Here is a 22469-nt window from a genome sequence, read left to right as displayed (position 1 = left end):
AATAAAATCCTCCTAGTGTTTTCATTTATTCATACATACTATCATTAACTTTTACGTAAACGTTAACTTTTAGCCATTCCGAGGAATACGCCACCTAAAATGATGAGCACAATACCAATCGTAATTGAAATAAGCTGACGCTTTGTTTTCTTTTCTCCAAGTAAGAAGATACCGCCAAGCGTTGAAATAACAATTCCCATTTGTGATAATGAGAAGCTTGTTGCAACCCCTACTTTAGGTTGAGAAATAAATAAGAACATGTTACCAGCTGCCCAAATCAGCCCTGGAATAATGTTGCGAATTGCGTATTTATTAAACGGTTTGTGTTTATAAGTAAGTATAAGTCCACCAATTAACATACCAATAGCTTGTGGGAATAGCGCCGACCATCCGTCTACATTAAATAAACGAGCGACAACTACATACACTAAGTATCCAATTGTTGAAATAATAAGGGTAATAATCCCTTTTTTGAATTGTCCAGATTGCTCTGGGTTTTTTTCGCTTTCTAGTGATGTTAGCACGATACCAATAACAATGAAAATAAGAGCTAACACGCCTAAAATAACGGTTGTTGTTGTTGACCACTCGTGAAATACGATAACACCAAACAATGATGTCGTCACAAGCTGCATACCAGTTGAAATTGGCATGGTTTTTGAAACACCAATATAATCAATCGTTTTCAACTGATTACTTTGCCCAACTGCCCAAAATAATCCTGAAACGATTCCGACAATAAAAATAAGCGGCGTCAATACGGGATGAACTACGAAGTAAATAACGGCTGAAAAGATCAGCGCACCAATTGTAGTCCCAAGCGTTTGACTGTAAGGACCTCCGCCCAATTTAACGTTGAACAGGACAATACTTCCCCAGAAAATCGCAGGAAGAATAGCCAAAAGGATATCCATTTGATACTAACCTTCTTTCTCAAACTCTTGATGTAATTGTAAATTTAAAGTACCTTTTATTTAACTAGGTAACTTTATGTAACCAATCTTAGACCTTTTTTTTTGATACGTCAATAATAATATGTCGATTCTGTGACTTTTTTTAAAAACTTTACAATACAGCGTTTCCAAGCTACTGAAAGTTTTGAAAATAAAAAAAGATAGCCTTTTCATTATCCAAATGCTAGTATATAATAAAAATATAAGAGTTACTTTTAATATCCTATATACAATAAAGCAGGTGGCATGAATGAATGAATTTGATGAGTTATGTCCAAAAGTGTGGAAAACGTTTGATATAATAGGAAAAAGATGGAATGGATTAATTATTTATGTCCTGATGAGCGGTCCTAAACGCTTTAGTGAAATTCACAGCAGCATTCCTTCTTTAAGTAAACGAATGTTAACCGAACGAATGAAAGAGTTAGAAGAAGAAGGCATTGTAATCCGGCACGTTATTCCTGAACGTCCGGTTCGTATTGAATATATCTTAACTAAAAAAGGATCAGAGCTTGGTACGATCTTAGGCCCCGTCAGCAAGTGGGCAAAAACATGGATAAAATAAAAAAAGCCTCTTTGGAGGCTTTTTTTACGTTTGGTAGAGGATATAATTATTTTTCCCTTCTCTTTTTCCTTTATATAACGCATCATCTGCATTTTTTAATAATAAAGCAGCCGATTCTCCGTCTTCTGGATAAATAGAGACACCGATGGTAGTTGTTGTACGCAAGCAATAGCCCCGTACATTCCAGCTTTGCTGAAGAGATACGTGGATTCGCCTAGCAATTTGTTCAATTTCTCGTCCATTTGTTACGTTTAAAATAATGATAAACTCATCTCCGCCCAAACGATAAATGCGATCGCCTTTCCTCACACAGCTTTTTAACCTCTTCGTGTATGCTTTTAGAAATTCGTCGCCTATATGATGGCCATATTCATCGTTAATCTGCTTAAAATTATCACAGTCGAGAAACAAAAGTGCAAAAAACTCATCGCTTTTTTGCTGCGCTTTTTCAATCACTTTGTTTAACTCTTTTAATAACATCGCCCGGTTGGGAAGACCTGTTAAACTATCGTGAGTGGCTTCAAAATGAAGTTTATTTTCTAGCGCTTTTTGTTCTGTAATATCATTATGAATCGAGACATAATAAGTAATATTTCCGTCTATATCTTTTAACGGCACAATTGTGTTCGATACCCAGTATAACTGATTATGCTTCGTCCACATTTCAAGCTCCCCTCGCCATACTTTTCCGCTTTTTATTGTCTCACGCAGCTCAGAAAGATCATGACGAAGCCCTGCATCTCGATAATACTTTCCCAATAAATCTTCTTTTTGATAATCTGAATAACGTATATACATATCGTTTATATAAGTGATAGTTCCATTTGCATCTAGAATCATAACGCTAGCTGATTCATCAAGCGCATATTTTATATTTTCAAGTTCTTTCATTGCATAAGCCAGCTGTTCTTCTGCTTCTTTTTGAGGCGTAATATCGTGTAAAATTGCGTAAGCACCAACCGTTTGATCATTTACTTTGACAGGAATGGTTGTAATGTACACGTGCTGTGCGGAATGTTGACTTCTACGAAGTGTTAGCTCTGTGCTGTAGCTGATTGCTTCATATACATTCCAAGACTTGTAATTACAGACTCCCAGCCTTTTAGCAATATCTCGGTAATTTTGGTGCAGCACATCGCTTGCAGAAAGCTGAAGCGTTTCTAAGAATGCGCTGTTAATATTTAAAATCGTACCGTCCATATCCAGCATACAAACTGCGTGGTGGTGATTTGTAAACAGCGACTTGTACCACTGTTTACTTTCAATAAGCTCCAGTTCTAACTTTTTAATCGGTGTAATATCTCGGTAAATCACCGAATAGGCGACCAGTTGATTTTGATCATCATAAATCGGTGAACAGCTGACAGATACACACACGCTTTCGCCGCTTTTTGTGTACCTGACTGTTTCATAAGGAGGCAGCGTCTTGCCATTTTTTAATTCTTCGATTAATTTAAGGTTTTCTTTTTCCTCTTTCTTTGACACGATGTTCATCTCTTGACGGCTTTTTCCTATAACTTCTTCTTTTCTCCACTGAAATAGCTTTTCAAATGCTCCATTGACTGTTAAGACCTTCTCATCACAATCAGCAATTAAAATGGCGTCTACCGTGTTTTCTAAAAACGCATCGAGTAAGCGCGTGCTCTCTTCCTGCGTTTTTTTATAATGAATTTCTTGAGCCATGACAAGGACATGTGAAGGGGCTGTCGCTTGATTAAAAAGAGGGGTAAATGTTACTTCATATGCATGCCGGTCGGGCTGAAAAAGCTGTATGTATTGATATTGAATCGGTTCTTTCGTGACAATAGCTTTTTCACAAAGTGTGTAAAAAAGCAGATTTTCTTCTTTATTGATTATCTTGTCTTCCATTTTGTCAAAGAATTGCTGAGCTGCTTTGTTACATTCTTTATAATATAGCTGATGTTTTTCCTGCTGAATTAAAATAACAGGCTGCGGCATATTCATAAAATAAAATTGGAATACCCCTTCACTATACATACTAAATATCCTCCATCTGCCTTTGAACTTTCATTGAACCTTTTATTTCTATATGTAATTCACTCATTATTCCAAACAAACACGTCTGCTTTACCGCATAAAACCTCATAATTTTTTAATAATTTTAGATACCTATATCACCTTTAGGTCTAATTACCTATTTATATATTAAAATACATCATCTATTTAGTGAAGTATATGTTTTAGGAGTGCAGAAGCCTTTCTCGTCTGAATAAACTGCGGTACTTATTATAAGTTAAGTGGGAAGAGATCGACTGCGGCGTGCCCAGTAAATAGCCCTGAGCAGCATGTAGGTTTAACGAAATCGCTGCGGCTAAATCTTTATCTCGTTCAACGCCTTCTAAAATGAGATTCGTATGCGGATAATAGTTAACAAGCAAATCAATCAGATCTTTCTTTTGCTTGCAGTCGGCTAGCCCTTCAGCATAGCTTCGGTCCAGTTTCATATAGTGAGGTTCGTACATGCTCACTTGTCTCATCGCTGCAGCCCCTGCTCCAAAATCATCAATCGCAATTTTGAAACCGGCCTCTTTCAAACTCATTACTCGGGCAAAAAGAGCAGGTGATTCCCATAAAATCTTTTCATGAAGCGTTTCATTTAACTCCCATACAATACGATGTTTCGCATTTTTATAGGTGTTCAACAGATACGTTAAAAACAGCTGAAAATGCGGATGGAGAAGAGTAGATGGAAACACATTGATAAATACATCCTGTGATTTCAACACATCAAACGGAAAGTGTTTGATCGCTCCTTCAATTGCCATCGTATCAAGCTTGTACAAATAATTATGGCGTCTTGCCAGTGAAAATAACTCTTCAATCTGCCCTTTTGCGAAAGCTATGCGCAGCAAAGCCTCAAAACCCAGCGTCTCCCACGAATTCAACGCATAAATAGGCTGATATACAAACTGAAAGTCTTCATACGTCAGTTCCTTTAAAACATGAGCATCCATTCTTTCGTTTAATCACCTTTCGTTTTCAATATACTATTTCTTCCATAACCTAAACTTATAAAAATATATCCTAAAAACAGATAATTGTCCATTAAAAGCTGGAACATTTGGGTAGCGGCTTTCATTTATTAGCCATCCCCCGCCTATTAAAATAGTTATTCCTATAATGACTGCAATAATAGTCTTAGTATGTTTTTTCATCTCCTGGCATCTCCGTTATTTTCTGCTTTAAAATGGATACTCTTCAACATATTTAAAACCCATGTATTCTTTTCCAAGTTACTATCTTCTATAAAATCTCCAACCTGTTCCATTGATAATTGAATGACCTTTGTCGATTCCTTATCAGCCACATAGGCTACGTATGTATTTGGGACATGTTCTTTACTGTCATTTATCACATGCTTCTCGGGTCCTTTAAAATAAATGTAAGCAGATTGATAGTAAATTCTAGTATTAGAAGTTTCTATTACCTTTGGTTCACTTACATTAAAACGATTCTTCATAAGACTTTCTACGCTAAAAGATTCATCTTCTGGATCTCTTCCTTCTGAAAATTTTAAACTGATAGAATTAATTTGATGTTCCTTTTTATGCTCTTTGGTGTAAGCTGCTACCCATCTTTCGTATATTTTTCCACTTACGACATAATCTTCATCATTTTCATGTATTAATCGATACTCCTCTGGAAACCACATGGTATACTGCCCAGTTTTTGACTTAAACTCATAAAAACCATCGTCTACTTTTTTATCTTTGTTCAAGAACTTACGCGTGAAGTGATCATCAAAAGCCGAGACATTTGGATAACGGCTTTCGTTTATTAGCCATATTCCTCCTGTTAAAATAACCGTTCCTGCAAGGACTGCAATAATAATCTTCGTCCTTTTTTTCATAGCTGCACATCCTCTTTATTTCTACTAGATAGGTTTTGGTATTTAAGTTAAATTGATTTATTTCTTAAATTATCGTTCAACATGAGCTTTATTAAGCTTCATTTCCCTCACGGAACTTAATATTTTTTAATATTGCTAGGAACCATTTTTTCTCTGCTACTTCATCATTCTTTCTGCTTTTTTCACTTTTATCAAACCACAGTTCAATTGCATTATTAGAATGTTTATCCGCTACATATGCTATATATGTATTTGAAGCATGTTCTTTATTAGGATGCATAATTACTTCTTGTGTTCCTTTAAAATATGTATAAGCTGAATCATAGTAGATTCTTGTACTAGAAGTTTCAAACGTATTAGGCTTAGTAATATTTAGCTGTTCTTTAAACATATTTTCTACAGTAAAGAATTCATTTTCAGCCTTTCTTGCGTTTGAAAATGTCATTTCGATATAACTTCCCCCAGCATTTCCAGCTTTGTTATTCACCTCTTTCGCTATCCATCTTTCATAAGAATTACCGTTTATTACGTAATCTTCTCCGTTCTCCTTTATAAGCTGATACCCTTTAGGAAACCACATCGTATACTGCCCTGTCTTGGACTTAAACTCATAAAACCCATCGTCCACTTTTTTTTCTTTGTTCAAGAACTTACGCGTGAAGTGATCATCAAAAGCTGGAACGTTGGGATAGCGACTTTCGTTTATGCCCCATATTCCGCCTATTAAAATAGCAACTCCTGTAATGATTGCGGGAAGGGTCTTCGTACGTTTTTTCATTGTCATACACTCCCTTTATTATTCTTTTGAAATAAATAGGACTTAATGTAAATTATTTAACATATAAAAATTCCTCAGACCACTGTCTGAGGAATAGCAGTATCCCTTATGTTAATTCACTTTCATCCATTGATTCTTTATATCGAATTTCGTACTCTCTCTTATGCATATCTTTAACAGAATGCATAAAACTCATAATATGCTGAAATGCTCCAGTATCATACTGCTGAGCCCTTAGCGTATATCCCCGCTCAGCTGCTTCTAATTTACTTTTAACCGCATCCGCAAACTCACCCGTTTGGTTTTCTAAATAGCTTTTAGCATGCCAAAGCTTTTCATTCACTTCTTGATCCTTTTTGATTAACTCTTTAATCCTTTTTGCCTGCTCGTCCTTAAAGTCATCACTATCAAATTGGAACGTATATTTACCACTCGTTGTTCCTGTGTGTATAAAATCAAAATCAAACAATTAAATCCCCCCTACTACTTCTTTCATGCTTTTAATATCTGAAGCTACCGATTCGTCAGCTTCCATCATCTTCTCGAAATTTTGGAAGAACGCTTCAAGAAACTTTTGATAGTATGTAACTTCCTCTTGAATAGAAGAAATAATCTCTTCAACAGGGGTAAATACACTATCGTCTAGCGGGTCAAACGTTTTGTCAAACGTCACTTTTTCAGCCACACGCTTTTGTCCAAACCATGCGAGGGTAGCGCCGTCTTTATCTGCCTTTTCCATGAATGACTGAGGAGAAGCTTCTTCTCTTGATATCTTCATTTTTAACTTTTTCTTCTTAGCTTCGAAGACTTCGTTAATTTCACTATGTAAATACTGCTTTAGCGCATTTAAGTTTGCTTCTTTGTCTTTAATGGCATTAGCACAGTAATAAATAAACTTCTTCATTTGTTCATAATCTAGCAAGATTTCTTCCTGAGATCCTGAATCAAAAACCTGATAATACGTCTTCATAGCATTAGCTTCTGTGTATTTGACGACGTAATTAATTCCGTGGAGTTTTGCTTGGTCTCTTTGAGATATTCCTTTATAAACCTGTGAGAACCCCCCAGGACTAGTTAGTAAATTAACTCCACCTGCTGCACCTAGAGCAACTCCAGCTTTAATCTCATCTAAATGTAGAAAAGGATACTTTTTTATATGCTCAAGGTATTGCTCACTCTTATTAGGAAGGTCGAGCAGCGTTTCCTGTTTTACACGATCATTAACAAAGCCTAAGCCACCTAGTATCGTTTTTACTCCAAGATTATAGCGAAATTGGTCTATCATATACACTGGGTTCCATTTTGCTTCTTTCTGAAAAGGATATTTTCCAATGTTAATCATTTCTTCTGTATCCAAATCTCCAAGCATGGTTACTTTATTTCCTGCATACCAACTACCGGGAAAAGATTGCGCATGCATTGGTTCACCTTTCACCCAGGTATGGCTAATGGTAGCTTTTTGTTTTTTGTAATAAACATTAGCCAAATTCACCACATCTTTTGGAGGGATATCTTTTATTCCCCCAGATTTCGCAAAAACATATTTACCGAATTGAGCATCTATTTTCATTAATTGCTTAACGTTTACTGGAGCATCATTTAGGCCTCGAATATCTTTGAAATTTTTTGTTATAAGCCCAAGAGTCACTATCAAATTCCCACCTAAAGAATGTCCGTCACCATATCTATCTACTTTTAAATCAGATTTCTCTATTTTTTTTTCGATGCGGTCATACATTTCTTTCGCATCCTGTATCTGATTATTCTTCTTACCTGCACCAATCCCTAAAGCATCATACACTACATCTCCAAAATCTTTTGCAGGCTCTGTTCCTCTAAAAATATAATAAATTTGGTTTATTTTATTCTTTTTGTCGTAAAAATGAATAGCTGCTCCATCAAAACCAGATTTTTTTCCAATCTTCATATCCTTGCTTGAATAGATTTTAAATTCCGGAAGCTCTTTTCCAGTCTCTTTCTTATATATCATCCTTATTTTATCTTCTTTTCCTGACAAATCTTTATATTCAAGTTGAGTTATTTTGTTTCTTACATTTTCATCTAACAAAGGACCTTTACTCATAATTGATGTTCCCTGCAAATCTAATACTTTTTAACATTTTTAAAAAATCCTCGTTTATTTTTTCTCCGTTACTTTTTGATAATTCATCTCCTATAAAATCGTAAGATGTTTCAATTGTCTTATTTGAATGTTTGTCAACTACGTAACCAACATATGTATTAGAAATGTAATTACTTTTATTCTTAATTACTTTCTCCTCCGTACCCTTAAAATAAGTATAGGCACTATCATAGTAAATTTTTTTATTTTTCGTTTCTATTATGTGTGGTTCATTAACATGAAATCGCCTTTTAAAAGTAGCTTCCACAAAGACTGCTTCATCTTTAGTACTCCGTTCAAAAAATTTCAGGTTTAATTGACCTATTAAGTTCTCTCCCTTTTCCTTTTTATTTGATAAAGCTCTCCAATCTTCGTAACTTTGTTCATTATTTGAATAGCCCTGACCATCGTCATTAGCTATTGCAAAATCCTCCGGAAACCACATCGTATACTGCCCGGTCTTCGACTTAAATTCATAAAACCCATCGTCCACTTTTTTATCTTTGTTTAAGAATTCACGCGTAAAGTGATCATCAAAAGCAGGGACGTTTGGGTATCGGCTTTCGTTTATCATCCATATTCCTCCTATTAAAATAGCAGCTCCTGCAATGACTGCAATAATGGTCTTCGTACGTTTTTTCATTGTCGCACACCCTTTTAGTTATGTTATAACCTATGTTTTATACATGTTCGATACTATCATACTTATAATGGGAGAGTCATAAGCAGAACGAATCAAAGAACCATAATTAGGAAGTGGTTATTTTTCACTATCACTTACCCTTTCTTTTAAATAAATAACCGTTTCTTGTTTTATTATTGTTACCTTTATTAATAATTTCTCTCAATAAAGAAAACCCCACTTTCAAAAAAGTGAGGTTGATTACATAATATAAGCCATTTACTGAACGCTTCGCTCTTCTTGTGCCAGCACATCAATTTCAGCATCAATCTTTACGCTGTGAGTTTTTCCATCAAGTCCAAGAATCACAATTTCGTATTGCTTGTTAGCAAGAACAACCGATTCGATAATGCCTTTATGCTGTCTTAACACGTATGCTTTTGCACGACTTTTAGTTAAAGGAATCGTTTTTTCTTTCAAAATACTGCCGGTTTGGGCGTTAATTTTTACTTTGTGCTCTTCTCCGTTTAACGTAAGGATGTCTACTATATAAATAGGAAGAGTGAGTATTTTACTCAGCGATATGGATTTGACAATGCCTTTATATTCTTTTAATGCGAGAAGCTTTGCTTGTTCTTTCAACAAAAGAGATCGTTTTTCAGAAATCATTTGACGCCATCCTTTCTAGTTTATAAAACGGACTGCTGTTTCAATTTCTTAACGTACCATACCCTATGTATACGTCTACTAACTAGTATAGCGGGCTTGTCTTAAATTTATCTTAATATTACATGAAAGATAGCTGAAGAAAGCTGTTATTCACTGAAAAAACTAGACCTGGTTAGATCTAGCTTCTTATTGGTGAATGTGAATTCTACATTTTTTTCGTTTCGAATCGTTCTACGGCTCTCATTTGTTTGATTGATGGGGATTTGTGGACGCACATGCCTAGATGGACTTTTTGAAGCAAATAGGGATCAATGTAAAAACCATTTTGAAAGATGTTTTCTTTTTCCTGTTCGTCATGAAATTTGGAGCATCTTACACAGTAATACATATCATAACCTCCTTGCGGACTATTTTATAAACGGGGATAGTTGTGAGTGGTATATTTACCTACATCATATGGAAAAGAATAAAAGTCGTGCTTGTTTAGGGAAAATGTCCGAAAAGAAGAAGGCTTATCTGTGGGCTAAAACACTGGATTTTAAAAATGATTATTTAGAACATAAATCAGTTTAATCGTAATAAAAAAGCCTCTTTCAAAAAGAAAAGAGGCTTTTTTATTAATTTGTTACTTTTGCGCTGTTTTGATGCCAGTTCCAAGCTGATGCGATGATTTTTTCTAATGAAATTTGCGCTTTCCAGCCTAATTCTGCATGAATTTTATCAGAAGATGCAACTAGGCGTGCCGGATCTCCAGCGCGACGGTCTGCCATTACAACATTCGCTTTTTTACCAGTTACTTTTTCACACGTTTCGATCACTTCTTTTACAGAGTAGCCAAGGCCGTTTCCAAGATTGTACGTTGCTGTTTTCTTCGAGCCGTCTAACAATGCTTGAAGCGCTGAAATATGAGCATTCGCTAGGTCCGTTACGTGAATGTAGTCACGGATGCACGTTCCGTCTGCAGTATCGTAGTCTGAGCCGAATACAGAGATGTTTTCACGTTCACCAAGAAGGTGCTGAAGAATGATTGGAATTAAGTGCGTTTCAGGATCATGGCACTCGCCAATTTCTGCTGTTTCGTAAGCACCCGCTGCGTTGAAGTAACGAAGCACCACATATTCCATATCGTAAGCACTTGCAAAGTCAGCTAGAATCTGTTCAATCATTAACTTTGAACGTCCGTACGGATTAATTGGGTTTGTTGCCGTATCTTCTGTGATGATATCTACAGAAGGAATCCCATATGTAGCAGCAGTAGATGAAAAAATAAACTTTTTCACATTGTGCTTCATCATCGTTTGTAAAAGGGTTAACGTCGCAGCTACGTTGTTTTGATAATATTTAAGAGGATCTGTTACTGACTCCCCTACTAAACTATTAGCAGCAAAATGCATGACAGCATCAATTTTATGATTTGTGAATACGCTTTCTAAATCTTTCTCATTACCTAGATTTCCTTCTACGAATACCGCTTTCTCATCGATTGCCCAGCGATGACCCGTTGATAGATTATCAAGCACCACAACTTCATTTGTTTTCACTAATTCTTTTACTAGGTGGCTTCCGATATAGCCTGCTCCTCCGATGACTAAAATCATACTGTCAGTCAGCTCCTTTTTATTAAGTATCGCTACAGATATCGTACCCGTTTCTTTTCCATTTGTAAATATTTCATTTTTCAGTATATGATACCGCAGCTGTCTCTTTTAATTAGTATATCTACTAATTGTGAACTGAGTGTGAAGATATTCGTTTCTGCTCAAAAACCCGTGCGTGTAGGCAACGGGTTTTCTTCTTAGATTTGCTGAGGCACTTTCTTCATATCTTTCACTTTATTTTTTAATGGAAGCATGCCTTCAATATGGCATTCAATACAGTCCCCGTCTTCAATAACAGCGGGTCCCGGCGTTCCTGTTAGAATGATATCACCTGGATGCAGCGTCATGACTTTTGAGAAAAATGAAACACAGTATGCGATGTCGTAAATCATATTTGATACTATATTTTCATGCTGCATGTCTCCATTTAGCAATGTGCGCACTTGAAGTGATTTCACATTTGATATACTTTCTTTTGTAATAAATTCTGAGCCTATACTGCAAAATGTATCAAAGCTTTTCGCTCGCATTAAGTAACGATGATTCGCCGCATGAATATCAGCTGCGGTTACGTCAATTGCTGACGTATAACCAGCAATTACGTTTATGGCTTCATCTGGCTCTATATCCTTACACGTTTCACCGATTACCACCGCTAGTTCCGCTTCAGCCGTTGTTTTGTAGGACTGCTTTGGAATACGAATGCTGTCATCTGGTCCAATAATGGCGGTTGCGGGTTTTAAAAAACTAACTGGATCAATGGCACGGTTGTAGTCTTTTAGTTTTTCTTCAGAAGCCGCATAATTAAACCCAATGCCTAACAATTTCGACGGATTACTAATGATAGGAGCTGTTTTTCTGCCCTGCAAGTGCAGTAAGGGAAAAGAGCTGTTCATACCAAATTTGTTATGAGCGTACCATGTTTCAAGGTGGCGAAGTTCTTTATATTGAATAAGATCCCAAATTGTTGTAGACCAGTTTGTTAAATATTTAGTATTGATATCTTCTATAAGCAGAATGCTGTCATTATCTAAAATAGCTGCTTGTTCTTTCCCTTGCTCTATTATATTTACTAACTTCATGATACGCTCCTTACCGATGCTTGAATGATACGACCGCTGTTTTCTTTTACCCAATTTAATAATTTTTCATCTTGGTTGTATCCTGCAATAAAAGATAAACCGACTGGCAAACCGTCTAGTTCTCCTGCAGGTATCGTAACTTGGGGAAGACCGCTCAGGCCGGCAATACACGTCATTTGAAGTGTTCGCAATCTTCTGTTTTCTAACTCCGGTCCTTTTGCATCTTTTACAGGCGCGGGTCCTGGAGCTGTAGGAAGGACTAATATTCCTTCTTCCCCAAGCTTTGAGTACATAAAATAGCGAAGTTCACGACGCTTTTCTTCTATATAATTCATATTTAATAATGTAAGAGTGCTGGTCCATTGAAAGCGGCTTCCAATGTCTTCTCCAAACGTTGGGTTTTCTTTTTGAATCCACTCTCCGTGCGTTTGCCAGATTTCTTTTCCTTGCAGCAAACGGAAGGTTTCCATATATGTAGAAAAACCCTGAGGAGCAATCGCTATCTCTTCTATAGTAGAGAAAGACTCCATTACGTGGTTGATAGACGGCGCAAGAGCTCGCATGCTTTGTTCATCCACAAGTTCCATCACATCTGTTGGCACATACAGCCGTGTAAATCCACTAGCACGCGACGTTGAATTCAATAAAACCGCTCCTACTTTTTGCAGAGTGTGGCCGTCTCTAGCCATTACACCAACTGTATCAAAGCTTGGAGCAAGTGGAATCAGACCGTTTGTAGAAATGCGTCCGTGAGAAGGGCGATACCCGAAAATACCGCAGTAGCTTGAAGGAATTCGAACCGATCCTCCCGTATCTGTTCCAATCGCAAAATCAGTTATTCCCGCTGCGACAGCAACCGCTGATCCGCTTGAAGAACCTCCCGGAATTCGATCTGCGCTTTTTGGGTTTACGGGTGTTCCGTAATGCGCGTTTTCTCCATTTAATCCGTACATAAGCTCGTCAGTATGCGTAACTCCCTTTAGTGCAGCTCCTTCTTTTAAAAGAGCAGCTACTACGTCTGCATGTTCACTTGCAGGCTGATGCGTGGCGAGCCAATCTGGATTTCCCGCACTTGATATATGTCCTTGTACATCAAATACGTCTTTTAACGCAAAACTCAAGTTATTTAACATTCCCGTTCCCGTTGGAGGTACGTAAAGGTCACTGTCTACAAATGCGTTCCACGTATCTTTCATTCAATCATCTCCTCATTTCTTATATCTGTTTAGAATATAAAATTTGGAATAAGCTGGTCAATGAATGTGTCAGGTCTGTTAACATTAATATTATGTAAATCTTCCAGCCTCTCTTTTCCTAGAGAAACTAGCCGTTTCATTTCCCTTTTAGCACGTTTGCGAGTAAAGTAGAAACATATCATTTTACGAAAAGGACTATCGCGATGGAACAATCTACTACGCTTTTCTTATTTATTTTATTAGCTTTTGTGCTAACAAGAGGCATTCCCTTTATAGGTTCATTTGCTCCTAGCATTAATCAGCTGCTTCGGCATATTGGACGTTATTTTTCAAATTTAAATACGATGTTTCATGAAGACGGCCACGCGTTAATGGGGCTTATTGTCGGAAAAGGCGTCAATCGCATTGAGCTTTATACCAATAATGAAGGCGTAGCTGTGACTGCCACCTACGCGGGATCCCGTGGATGGCTGCCGCGCGTCATTATTGCTTTAGCCGGCTACCCGTTCAGCTCAGCAATGGCTTATTTGTTTTTCTACCTGCTCGTTCACCATCACTACGACTGGCTTTTTTACGGGTTAGGAAGTGTTGTTGTTATTAATTTACTGCTTTGGGTACGTAACGGATACGGAATTGTGTGGCTTTTTTCTATCGGTTTGATCCTCGGAGGTATTTATTATTTACAAGACCCACAGCTTACGCGCTACAGCATGATGTTTGTTGGTGCACTCTTACTTGTAGAATCTCTATTTTCTGCCTTTATTATTTTTGTGTTAAGCATCAAATATCCACACGATGCAGGTGACGCTACGAGTTTAAAGCAGCTTACCCATCTTTCAGCACGCTTTTGGGGTTTTTTATTTTTCGCACAGGCCGTGTACGTGGCTTACTTAATTTTTCAACTGATTTATTAAAGACAAAATTCTATGATTTCCTAAGAAAAATTTGGGTATTTTATAATTTAAAGGAATAATTTACTTTCATGCACTAAATAATGGTTTACGAGTTCCCTTAATGAGGTATATATTGGGTACTATGAAGTCGTAAAGAGGTGTGGGATACTTGTCATTATTTTTAAAGTGGAAGCAAAAGAAGCAGGAAAAAGAAGCAGAGCGTGTTCTTGAGGAATCAATCTCAAAAAGAAAAGACTACTGGAACACAATTGGACATGTAGACGGAGACGTATTAACTCATTTGTTAAATCCCATGTTTTTTGGCGGGCCTGCTTGGCCATCTGGACGTCAAACGTTTATTCGCGTTCAAAAAACAGAGACGGTTATTCTCGCAAGCGACGGCTTGTCCGATCCGTTTCAATCACCCGAAGAAAAGAGCCGAAAGCAAGGAAAAGGATTAGAATTCTATATGGAATGCGATGATGAAGCTCTGCGCGGACCTTTATCTGATATCCAGGATCACTGGGCATTTGACCTTCTTTATCAAATGAGTCAAAATGCTGCCGCTCATCCTAATATGCTAGAACTATTCATGAAGCACGATATTCTTTCAATTGAATTTACTGATTTGGACGTACCGTCTCATTTTGTAAATGAAAATGGAGAAATTGGTGTATTGCTAGGCGTTCAGTCTCCTTCTGTTTCAGCTAGCCTCTCTTTACCTTATGAATCTATTAAACTGATTAGCATGAAGCTTCTTACACCAAACGAATTAGAGTATGTACGCGAACAAGGAGCTCAAGGACGCAGGCAGCTTGCTGAAACATTTCAGCTGTCAAAAAGTTATCATATTACCATGACTAAAAGAGAATCTCTTATTTAAAAGAGGTTCTTTTTTTATTTCTGCTATTGAAATAGAGCCCTGTAGAATATACTCCTTATTTACATGTAACTCAAGTTCACATACTTTTTTAAAGCTGCTTTTCATATGAGCGTACTATTTTTGATTCATGGTATATTTTGCTATAGTAAAAAAGAAGATAGAAAAAAGGAGATGGACGTTAGACATGGCAAAAAAAGTACAGATTGGAAAATCCGAATTATATGTTAATCCTATTGGACTTGGAACAAACGCTGTAGGAGGACATAACTTATATCCTAACCTGAACGAAGAAGTCGGCAAAGACCTTGTTCATAAGGCGCTAGATAATGGCATAAACCTCCTTGATACAGCGTTCATTTATGGTCCAAAACGTTCTGAAGAACTAATTGGTGAAGTGCTAAAAGAACGTGGAAATCGTGAAGAAGCGGTTATCGCCACAAAAGGAGCACATAAAATTGTTGGAGATGAGGTACTGCTAGACAACTCTCCTGCGTTTTTAAAACAGTCAGTTGAAGATAGCTTAAAACGCCTTCAAACAGATTATATCGATTTGTATTATATTCATTTCCCAGACAAAAACACACCAAAAGACGAAGCGGTTGGTGCGTTAAAAGAACTAAAAGATGAAGGTAAGATCCGTTCTATTGGCGTATCAAACTTCTCGTTAGATCAGTTAAAAGAAGCAAATAAAGATGGTTATGTAGACGTGGTACAAGGCCAATATAACTTAATTCAGCGAGAAGCAGAAAACGATATTTTACCTTATACGGCTGCAAACCGCATTTCATTTATTCCATACTTCCCGCTAGCTGCTGGTTTACTTGCTGGGAAATACGATAAAAACACAAAGTTTAATGACCTGCGCGAAGATATGCCTCATTTTATCGGGGAAGCATTTCAGCAAAATCTAGAAAAAGTAGAGCGTCTTCGTCAAATCTCTAGCGCAAAAGGCGTAGAAGTAGCTCATCTTGTTCTGGCTTGGTACTTAACGCGCGATTCAATTGATGTATTAATTCCAGGGGCAAAACGCTCTGAACAAGTACTTGATAACTTAAAAACATTAGATGTTCAGCTCACTTCTTCCGAAATTAAAGACATTGATCATATTTTTAAATAATATAAAAAGAGGCTCGGACAAAATAGCTGAAGGGAAATCCGAACAATCAATCGAAACGATTGATTGTTCGGTTTTATTATTATTATGGTGAACGTAGGTTTCATACGTTTAGCTGCTCTTAGCTGTTGATTGGAGGGCAAGACGAAGACTCCTGCGGGAAAAGCGGAAGGGGTGAGACCCCACAGGAGCGTCAGCGACGAGGAGGCTCACCAGCCGCCCGCGGAAAGCGAAGTCTTGCACGGAAATCAACAGCGGTGTCACAAGCGTTTCAGCTTCATATATCCAATTTGTTCGTTTTCAGATTGGATTAATGTAGTTATGTCTCACCTCTTTTTCTATATCCTTCCGCTGGCTAATAGAACAAAAGCCGTAAAGAAGAATCCCATCTGTACAAAGCTTGTTACGTATTCTTTTGTTTCTTGTTTATATTTCCATTCATCTATACTTTTCAGCAAAATATTCACGACTAAGAATAGGAAAGATACGATATAAGGCTCTACAACCATAAAAACCATATCCAATATCAGAAAAAGAACAAAAGCTACCATTACATATTTGTCCCAACGTTCTAAAGCTAGACTTTCATACTCATATTTGCCCCAAAATTTGCTGCGAGGTATATCAAGCACTTTTCTTAAAATAAAATCTACTACGACTGCTGCTGCTACTAGCATGATTAATATATACATCGTCATCTCTCCTTCCTTTTTATGGTATCATTTCAGCTCGTTTCTGTTAAGGTCTCAGCTACAAAGTGCTTAAACTGCTTTATTTCTTCTGTTTCGCCTTTTGTTACGATATACGTGTGTGAAGAAGGCCGAATAATTTTTTGCTGTGAAATTACGCTTAACGTTTGATTTTCAACTTCCTTTTTCACCATAGAAAATGGCAAATAAGATACGCCTAAACCTTCTTCAATAAAGCGCTTTGTAATTTCTACTTGCGTCACAGGAAGCAGCTGAATGTGAGGATAACAAGCCTTGAGTTGAAGGAGTAAATCTTCCCAATAAACAGGATGATTATTCGTAAGCAGCCGGTAGGAAGTTAACAGCTCCTGTTCCGTACTTGCTCCTACAGAAAACGGGGCGACTAAGACTGCTTTTTCTTTATGAATTAACTCATAAAAAACGTCTGCCTGACCCGGAAGCATCCTTGTTAATCCAACATCTGATTTTCTGTCGCTGATGTCTTTTCCCACCTGAAACGAATTTGTGATATTAACCGTGACTTCAATATGGGGATATCTCTCTACAAATTGTTTGATTAGACTCGGCAAAACGGATGCTGCTATTTGAGGAGCAGCGGATATAGTCAACTTTCGGTTATATCCTTGCTTCCATAACTTAAAATCCCCTACTCCTTCCTCATATGCTCTCACCATTTTTTGAGCATGAGGCAAAAAAAAGCGTCCTGCCTCAGTCAGCGCGATATATTTACCTTTTTTTTCAAAAAGCTCATTTCCTAATTCTTGCTGCAGTCGCTGAATATGCTTTGATACAGCAGGCTGCGTTAAAAATAAATCTTCAGACGCTTGTCTGAAATTTTCATAAGAAGCCGCTATGATGAATGTTTTTAGCCATTTGATCTCCATTTTCTTCTCTCCATCTCTTTCTATTCATAACAAACTGGAATCAATACTGCTTATTTTTGTTTATTTTCTTTTCTATCAAACTTCTATACGATATATGTATCTCCATATTACCAAATAAAGGAGCTGTAAAAATGAAAAATAACGTTAAAGAAAAATTTAATGCTCATGCTTCTCAGTATGATGAGCAGCGCCGCAAACTCATTCCTTGTTTTTTTGATTTTTATTCTATTCCCGTTTCGCTTCTTCACTTTTCAAAAAAGCCGCTTCGCATACTTGATATCGGAGCAGGTACAGGCTTGTTTTCTTCTTTTATTAAAGAAAAGTACCCAGATGCGCATTTCACGTTGATTGACGTCTCAGATCAAATGCTTGAAAAAGCAAAGGAACGCTTTAAAAATGAAGAGCATATAGAATTTATCGTATCAGATATAACAAGCTATAAATTTGAGCACTCATTTGACATTGTGATTTCTTCACTTGCTATCCATCATTTAGAAGACGAACAAAAACACAAGCTGTATGAACAAATTTATGATTTGCTGCATACAGGAGGAATATTTATTAATGCTGATCAAGTATTAGGACATTCTTCTATTATTGAAGAGTTATATAAAAAAGACTGGAGCGAACGAATTGCCGCAAGCGGGTTAACTCATGAGCAAATTGAGGCTGCTCATGAACGTACAAAGTTAGATAAAATGGCAACCCTACATGATCAGTTAAATTGGTTAACAGCAAGCGGGTTCAGCACAGTGGATTGCATTTATAAATTTTTTAATTTTGTTGTAATGTATGCTCAAAAATAACGGTTTAAAAACTACTTGTCTCTTTGCAAGTAGTTTTTTTACTCTCTCCCTCCCTATATTCGAATAAGAATATTTATCTATTTCCACAAAACTACGCATACTTCTTTTCCAGTTTCGTATATCTAATAATAGCTTCGTTCTCCTTAACTTTTGAATTTTTTGTACATAAAACCCATATAAAGTATTTTTATACTATTTTATGTCTTTTTATGGTATAAAAAATACAACCATGTTACAATATGATTACAAAACAATCTGTATAACGCTTTCATTTCTTTACACGTAAATGAAGAACTGGAAAGGATGTGATGCTTATGTAAATATGAATCCCCTAGATTAGTAAACTTATATTCCTAAAGTTGTACAAAGCATCAAGAAAAACTTAGTTATTCTTATTATTATAAATTCCCGCTAGTAAAGTCTTTCTACTTAATGATTTCCTTATTAAGCGCATACATACAGGCATAGAAAATGCAGCTATTCGTCTTTTATTTTATTAGTGAAGAATTTATAGCACCGCCGCACCATACGTTTTTCATTAATGCAGCCTAAGGAGGCGCACCACATGGCAAATAGAATATCAAGAACAACAATCGTACTCATAGCGGCTATTTTAGCTCTAGCCTGCTTGTTTGTAGGAGTTCCAAAAACAGAAGCTGCTTCAACACCATCTCATTTAATTATCATTAACAAAGCGACGAATAAACTCGCTTATTACCAAAATGGTTCACTTGTCCGAACGTTTTCAGTAGCAACAGGACGCACGCAGTCTCTTACACCAGAAGGCCATTTCAAAGTGGTGAATAAAATTGTCAATCGCCCTTATTACAAAGGGAACATTCCTGGTGGAGATCCTAGAAATCCCCTTGGCAATCGCTGGCTAGGCCTAAATGCGAGAGGTACATACGGCACGACGTATGCTATTCACGGAAATAATAATCCTGCTTCCATCGGCAAATATGTAAGCAGCGGATGCGTTCGTATGTACGATGAAGAAGTAGAATGGTTATTTAGTAAAGTGACCGTCGGTACACCAGTGGTGATTACAACTTCTTCTAAATCATTTAACGACATTGCAGCAGCAAACGGGTACAACGTTTCTGGAAACTCAGGTTCTGCTCCAGCTCCTTCTACAGGAACTGTTTTAAAGAAAGGCAGCAAAGGAAATGCAGTTAAAGAACTTCAGCAGAAACTAACTTCACTTGGCTATAATACAAAAGGTACGGATGGTGTGTTCGGTGCCAATACAGATTCAGCTGTTCGTAAGTTCCAAAAAGACCACGGCTTAACGGCTGACGGCATTGTTGGCCCATCAACATATAAAGCTTTAGGAAGTTCAGGAACGAATCCGAACCCGACGACACCAACAAACCCGACAAATCCAAAGCCAACAAATCCACCAGCAGATACAACAATTAACACAAAACAAACGCTTAAAAAAGGAAGCAAAGGCAGCAATGTTCAAGCCCTTCAAAAGAAATTAACGGCGCTTGGCTATGATACAAAAGGCACAGACGGTATTTTCGGTGCTAATACGGAATCAGCTGTACGTAATTTTCAAAAAGACAATAAGCTAGCAGCTGACGGCATTGCCGGACCTAATACTTTAACTGCTATTTCTAAACGCTAATAGAGCCTGAAATCAGGCTCTGTTTTTTTATTGATAAACCTTTTTTATATTGACCTCCCTTGACTCCTTAATGAACCAGTACGCCGTCTTTCTTTTCTACAACATATTTGATCAACTGATAAACCGTTCTCATAAGAATTTGCTGCTGATAGATATCATTTTTGGCAGGAATTACGTTTTCTATTAGTCTGCTATATTTGTAGGCTTGATCGTCTTCTTTTTGTTTATAAAGAGCGAGCCAGTCATTACGGGAATTTTCAAGCAGCTGTTCGTTAAAATAGGAATAAATGACGGTTGCGAACTCACCTGCCAATTCTTGAATAACCTGCTGTCGGTCGGTGACCGAATGATAGGTACTTGACCACCCAGACGGCTGGCTTAGAAAATGCTCGTAGACAGATGAAATAAAAGCGGACGCAATGACTGGCACCGGCCCTTCATGCTCTCCTAAGGAAATGTTCAAACATGTTTCTCTATCCATATAAGGAATGTTCAGCGACTCCATCGCTTCATAAAAAGCCTGAGAGACAGTCAAATTTAAATAAATAGGATGCAGCTCTTGCTGTTTTTTTCTCGTTTCTGATACTAAAGCTGCCTTTAAGTCTTTATACAGAAGATGACTCTCTTTGGATTCCTCGTGTACACATTCTAAAATAGACGTATTCCCTACTGTTAAATAGTAGTGAAGCTGCTTTTTCATAAGAGGTGAAACGCTTTTAAGCGCATAATCTATCATTTTAGCCATGGCATGTTTTTTAGCATAATCCGTACGGCAGCTTGGAGAGGTAAGCAAATCTCCGTGTGTAACACAAACGTTTACCTTAGCACCGTGACCATGTACGATAAGCTGTTGAAGAAATTGAATATTTAATTGTTTAAGTCCATGATGTACGTATAAAATAGAAGCTGCTTGTTTAAAAGAATCGTGGATGGTGCTCGTATATTCAAAACAAGCATGCTCGCAAATCGCTACTCCTTTTTTAAAAGAAAAAGGGCCGCAAACTTCAATTCTACGAAACAATGGATAAATAAGACGTCCGTTATTTTCTTCTTCTTCATTTGTTAGCGGACCAAAGGAAGACAGCTCTTTTGCTGTGAGACGGCAGGATATTGGCCAGTCGTCTTCTCCTATTTCCCATGTTCCCTCCTTGTATTCTTTCAACCGGGATTCAATTGCCAGAAGCATTTGCTCGGTAATTTCCCTACATTCAAGTCTCTTGTGCCATCCTTCTGCAAAATCTTTTCCTTCGCGATCAACAGCGTCTTTTACTATTTCACTTTCCCGTTTAATTGCATCTACAAATTGTTTGAATGAACTATTTTCATCACTCATTCTTAAAGGAACATCATCATTAAAATAACGGGCTTTGTATGGGATATCTCCCAAAAGAGCGCGCAGATTAAAAGAGGAATCTCCGTGTAATAATTCAAAGACCAAGTCATAATCCGTGCCTCCTTCAGCATACACTTCAGCGCTTCTTAGTAGGATATTCTCCAATTTCCTTTGCACTTCACTTCGCGTAAAAAAAGAGACAGCAGCTTCATAGTGTTGGGAATCCTTCACCTTATACGTAGCAGAATAAGCGCCTTTACTGCCTATTCCTAGAAAGCCACATTCCTTTTTTATACCAAGAAGCTGGCGGATTAAGGCTGTTTTGCCGCTTCCTTGTTCTCCGATTACATGAATGTACTCATACTCGCTGTCAATTTGTTCGCTCATCCTTTTTTCAATATCATTATAAAAAGCATTCACTACTCGTTCATCATATCTTGCTTTTGCTCTTCCTTTTGCAGTACTTGTCCAAAAATCCTGCACTCTCAGCAGTTCATTCATCTCTTCAACCAGAATGTCAATTTCATCGTGTTGCTCTGTATACATAAACCGTTTAACAAACGGGTGCGATCTTCCTCTTTCATCTTTTTTAAACGGATGCTGAAACATAATTGACCAGCCTTTTCGCATAGGAGATTGACAGGCTTTTGCACGAAAAACTTTCATTCATTTCCCCTTCTTTCCCTAACATTGTCCTATTTGAAATGTATGGCTTTTAAAGGGGGGATATGTCTATGATTTTCCTCTTTTTAGAAGGATT

The 22469-nt window shown here is 37.3% G+C and carries 23 protein-coding genes; 7 read left to right on the top strand and 16 right to left on the bottom strand.

All coding sequences use genetic code 11. From position 1 onward, the window contains the following. Positions 1-62 precede the first annotated feature (62 nt). Positions 63-914: a GRP family sugar transporter gene (locus POF52_RS18290; RefSeq protein ID WP_014461263.1), complete on the bottom strand. Its 852-nt coding sequence runs from the start codon at positions 912-914 to the stop codon at positions 63-65. A gap of 289 nt (positions 915-1203) precedes the next feature. Between POF52_RS18290 and POF52_RS18285 the strand changes: the two genes are divergently transcribed. Beyond that, the gene (locus POF52_RS18285; protein WP_013082054.1) at positions 1204-1518 is read left to right on the top strand and encodes a winged helix-turn-helix transcriptional regulator; all 315 of its coding nucleotides are present in this window, start codon (positions 1204-1206) and stop codon (positions 1516-1518) included. Positions 1519-1542: 24 nt separating this feature from the next. Here POF52_RS18285 and POF52_RS18280 read toward each other — a convergent pair whose 3' ends face one another. The 12 genes from POF52_RS18280 to POF52_RS18225 all read right to left on the bottom strand — a co-directional run bounded on the left by POF52_RS18280 (position 1543) and on the right by POF52_RS18225 (position 13456). Further along, positions 1543-3516, bottom strand: a complete 1974-nt coding sequence (locus POF52_RS18280) for a sensor domain-containing diguanylate cyclase (RefSeq protein ID WP_271993877.1) — start codon at positions 3514-3516, stop codon at positions 1543-1545. Between the two features lie 203 nt (positions 3517-3719). After that, on the bottom strand, positions 3720-4493 hold the full coding sequence (locus tag POF52_RS18275) for an EAL domain-containing protein (protein WP_271993875.1): 774 nt from the start codon (positions 4491-4493) through the stop codon (positions 3720-3722). A 197-nt stretch (positions 4494-4690) separates the two neighbouring features. Further along, positions 4691-5389, bottom strand: coding sequence for a hypothetical protein (locus POF52_RS18270; protein WP_271993873.1), 699 nt, complete (start codon positions 5387-5389; stop codon positions 4691-4693). Positions 5390-5480: 91 nt separating this feature from the next. Next, positions 5481-6167 (bottom strand): hypothetical protein, encoded by a 687-nt coding sequence (locus tag POF52_RS18265; protein WP_271993871.1) that lies wholly within the window; start codon positions 6165-6167, stop codon positions 5481-5483. A gap of 106 nt (positions 6168-6273) precedes the next feature. Further along, on the bottom strand, positions 6274-6636 hold the full coding sequence (locus tag POF52_RS18260; protein ID WP_271993868.1) for a hypothetical protein: 363 nt from the start codon (positions 6634-6636) through the stop codon (positions 6274-6276). Beyond that, positions 6637-8250 carry a DUF6792 domain-containing protein gene (locus POF52_RS18255; protein WP_271993866.1) on the bottom strand — a complete coding sequence of 538 codons (1614 nt, stop codon included), beginning with the start codon at positions 8248-8250 and terminating at the stop codon, positions 6637-6639. It lies immediately after the preceding gene. Beyond that, positions 8243-8932, bottom strand: a complete 690-nt coding sequence (locus POF52_RS18250) for a hypothetical protein (protein ID WP_098525447.1) — start codon at positions 8930-8932, stop codon at positions 8243-8245. Before POF52_RS18250 ends, POF52_RS18255 begins: the two co-directional genes overlap by 8 nt. A gap of 258 nt (positions 8933-9190) precedes the next feature. Next, complete coding sequence (locus POF52_RS18245) at positions 9191-9580, bottom strand: PepSY domain-containing protein (RefSeq protein ID WP_271993862.1); 390 nt, start codon at positions 9578-9580, stop codon at positions 9191-9193. A gap of 205 nt (positions 9581-9785) precedes the next feature. Then, complete coding sequence (locus tag POF52_RS18240) at positions 9786-9968, bottom strand: DUF3973 domain-containing protein (RefSeq protein WP_013055747.1); 183 nt, start codon at positions 9966-9968, stop codon at positions 9786-9788. Between the two features lie 229 nt (positions 9969-10197). After that, the gene (gene galE / locus POF52_RS18235; RefSeq protein WP_047931778.1) at positions 10198-11178 is read right to left on the bottom strand and encodes a UDP-glucose 4-epimerase GalE; all 981 of its coding nucleotides are present in this window, start codon (positions 11176-11178) and stop codon (positions 10198-10200) included. Positions 11179-11375: 197 nt separating this feature from the next. Beyond that, entirely contained in the window at positions 11376-12260 is an 885-nt protein-coding gene (locus tag POF52_RS18230) for a fumarylacetoacetate hydrolase family protein (RefSeq protein ID WP_016763301.1), read from the bottom strand. Next, positions 12257-13456, bottom strand: coding sequence for an amidase (locus POF52_RS18225; RefSeq protein ID WP_176584946.1), 1200 nt, complete (start codon positions 13454-13456; stop codon positions 12257-12259). The genes POF52_RS18230 and POF52_RS18225 overlap by 4 nt, the downstream gene beginning before the upstream one ends. Positions 13457-13659: 203 nt before the next feature. Here POF52_RS18225 and POF52_RS18220 point away from each other — a divergent pair, with 203 nt between their 5' ends. The 4 genes from POF52_RS18220 (at position 13660) to POF52_RS18205 (ending at position 16660) form a co-directional block, all read left to right on the top strand. Further along, positions 13660-14370 carry a M50 family metallopeptidase gene (locus POF52_RS18220; protein WP_034653933.1) on the top strand — a complete coding sequence of 237 codons (711 nt, stop codon included), beginning with the start codon at positions 13660-13662 and terminating at the stop codon, positions 14368-14370. A 148-nt stretch (positions 14371-14518) separates the two neighbouring features. After that, the gene (locus POF52_RS18215) at positions 14519-15232 is read left to right on the top strand and encodes a suppressor of fused domain protein (RefSeq protein ID WP_271993856.1); all 714 of its coding nucleotides are present in this window, start codon (positions 14519-14521) and stop codon (positions 15230-15232) included. A 184-nt stretch (positions 15233-15416) separates the two neighbouring features. Then, positions 15417-16349, top strand: a complete 933-nt coding sequence (locus tag POF52_RS18210; protein ID WP_271993855.1) for an aldo/keto reductase — start codon at positions 15417-15419, stop codon at positions 16347-16349. Between the two features lie 125 nt (positions 16350-16474). Further along, on the top strand, positions 16475-16660 hold the full coding sequence (locus POF52_RS18205) for a hypothetical protein (protein ID WP_075421376.1): 186 nt from the start codon (positions 16475-16477) through the stop codon (positions 16658-16660). Positions 16661-16684: 24 nt separating this feature from the next. On the opposite strand, the gene POF52_RS18200 is transcribed toward POF52_RS18205, so the two are convergent. Together POF52_RS18200 and POF52_RS18195 are read right to left on the bottom strand one after the other, a co-directional pair. After that, positions 16685-17038 (bottom strand): DUF4181 domain-containing protein, encoded by a 354-nt coding sequence (locus tag POF52_RS18200; protein WP_271993851.1) that lies wholly within the window; start codon positions 17036-17038, stop codon positions 16685-16687. A gap of 32 nt (positions 17039-17070) precedes the next feature. After that, positions 17071-17940, bottom strand: a complete 870-nt coding sequence (locus tag POF52_RS18195) for a LysR family transcriptional regulator (RefSeq protein WP_013082041.1) — start codon at positions 17938-17940, stop codon at positions 17071-17073. A gap of 131 nt (positions 17941-18071) precedes the next feature. Between POF52_RS18195 and POF52_RS18190 the strand changes: the two genes are divergently transcribed. Together POF52_RS18190 and POF52_RS18185 are read left to right on the top strand one after the other, a co-directional pair. Further along, entirely contained in the window at positions 18072-18746 is a 675-nt protein-coding gene (locus POF52_RS18190) for a class I SAM-dependent methyltransferase (protein WP_074894068.1), read from the top strand. 565 nt (positions 18747-19311) lie between these two features. Beyond that, positions 19312-20376 carry a L,D-transpeptidase family protein gene (locus tag POF52_RS18185; RefSeq protein WP_176584950.1) on the top strand — a complete coding sequence of 355 codons (1065 nt, stop codon included), beginning with the start codon at positions 19312-19314 and terminating at the stop codon, positions 20374-20376. Between the two features lie 67 nt (positions 20377-20443). On the opposite strand, the gene POF52_RS18180 is transcribed toward POF52_RS18185, so the two are convergent. Next, positions 20444-22375, bottom strand: a complete 1932-nt coding sequence (locus POF52_RS18180; protein WP_271993845.1) for a hypothetical protein — start codon at positions 22373-22375, stop codon at positions 20444-20446. Positions 22376-22469 lie beyond the last annotated feature (94 nt).

Origin of the sequence: Priestia sp. AB, assembly GCF_028369225.1 — a bacterium.
In the GTDB taxonomy this organism is placed as follows: domain Bacteria; phylum Bacillota; class Bacilli; order Bacillales; family Bacillaceae_H; genus Priestia; species Priestia megaterium.
Note: the sequence above shows the minus strand (reverse complement) of the source record. Positions and strands in the feature narration are given on the sequence as shown.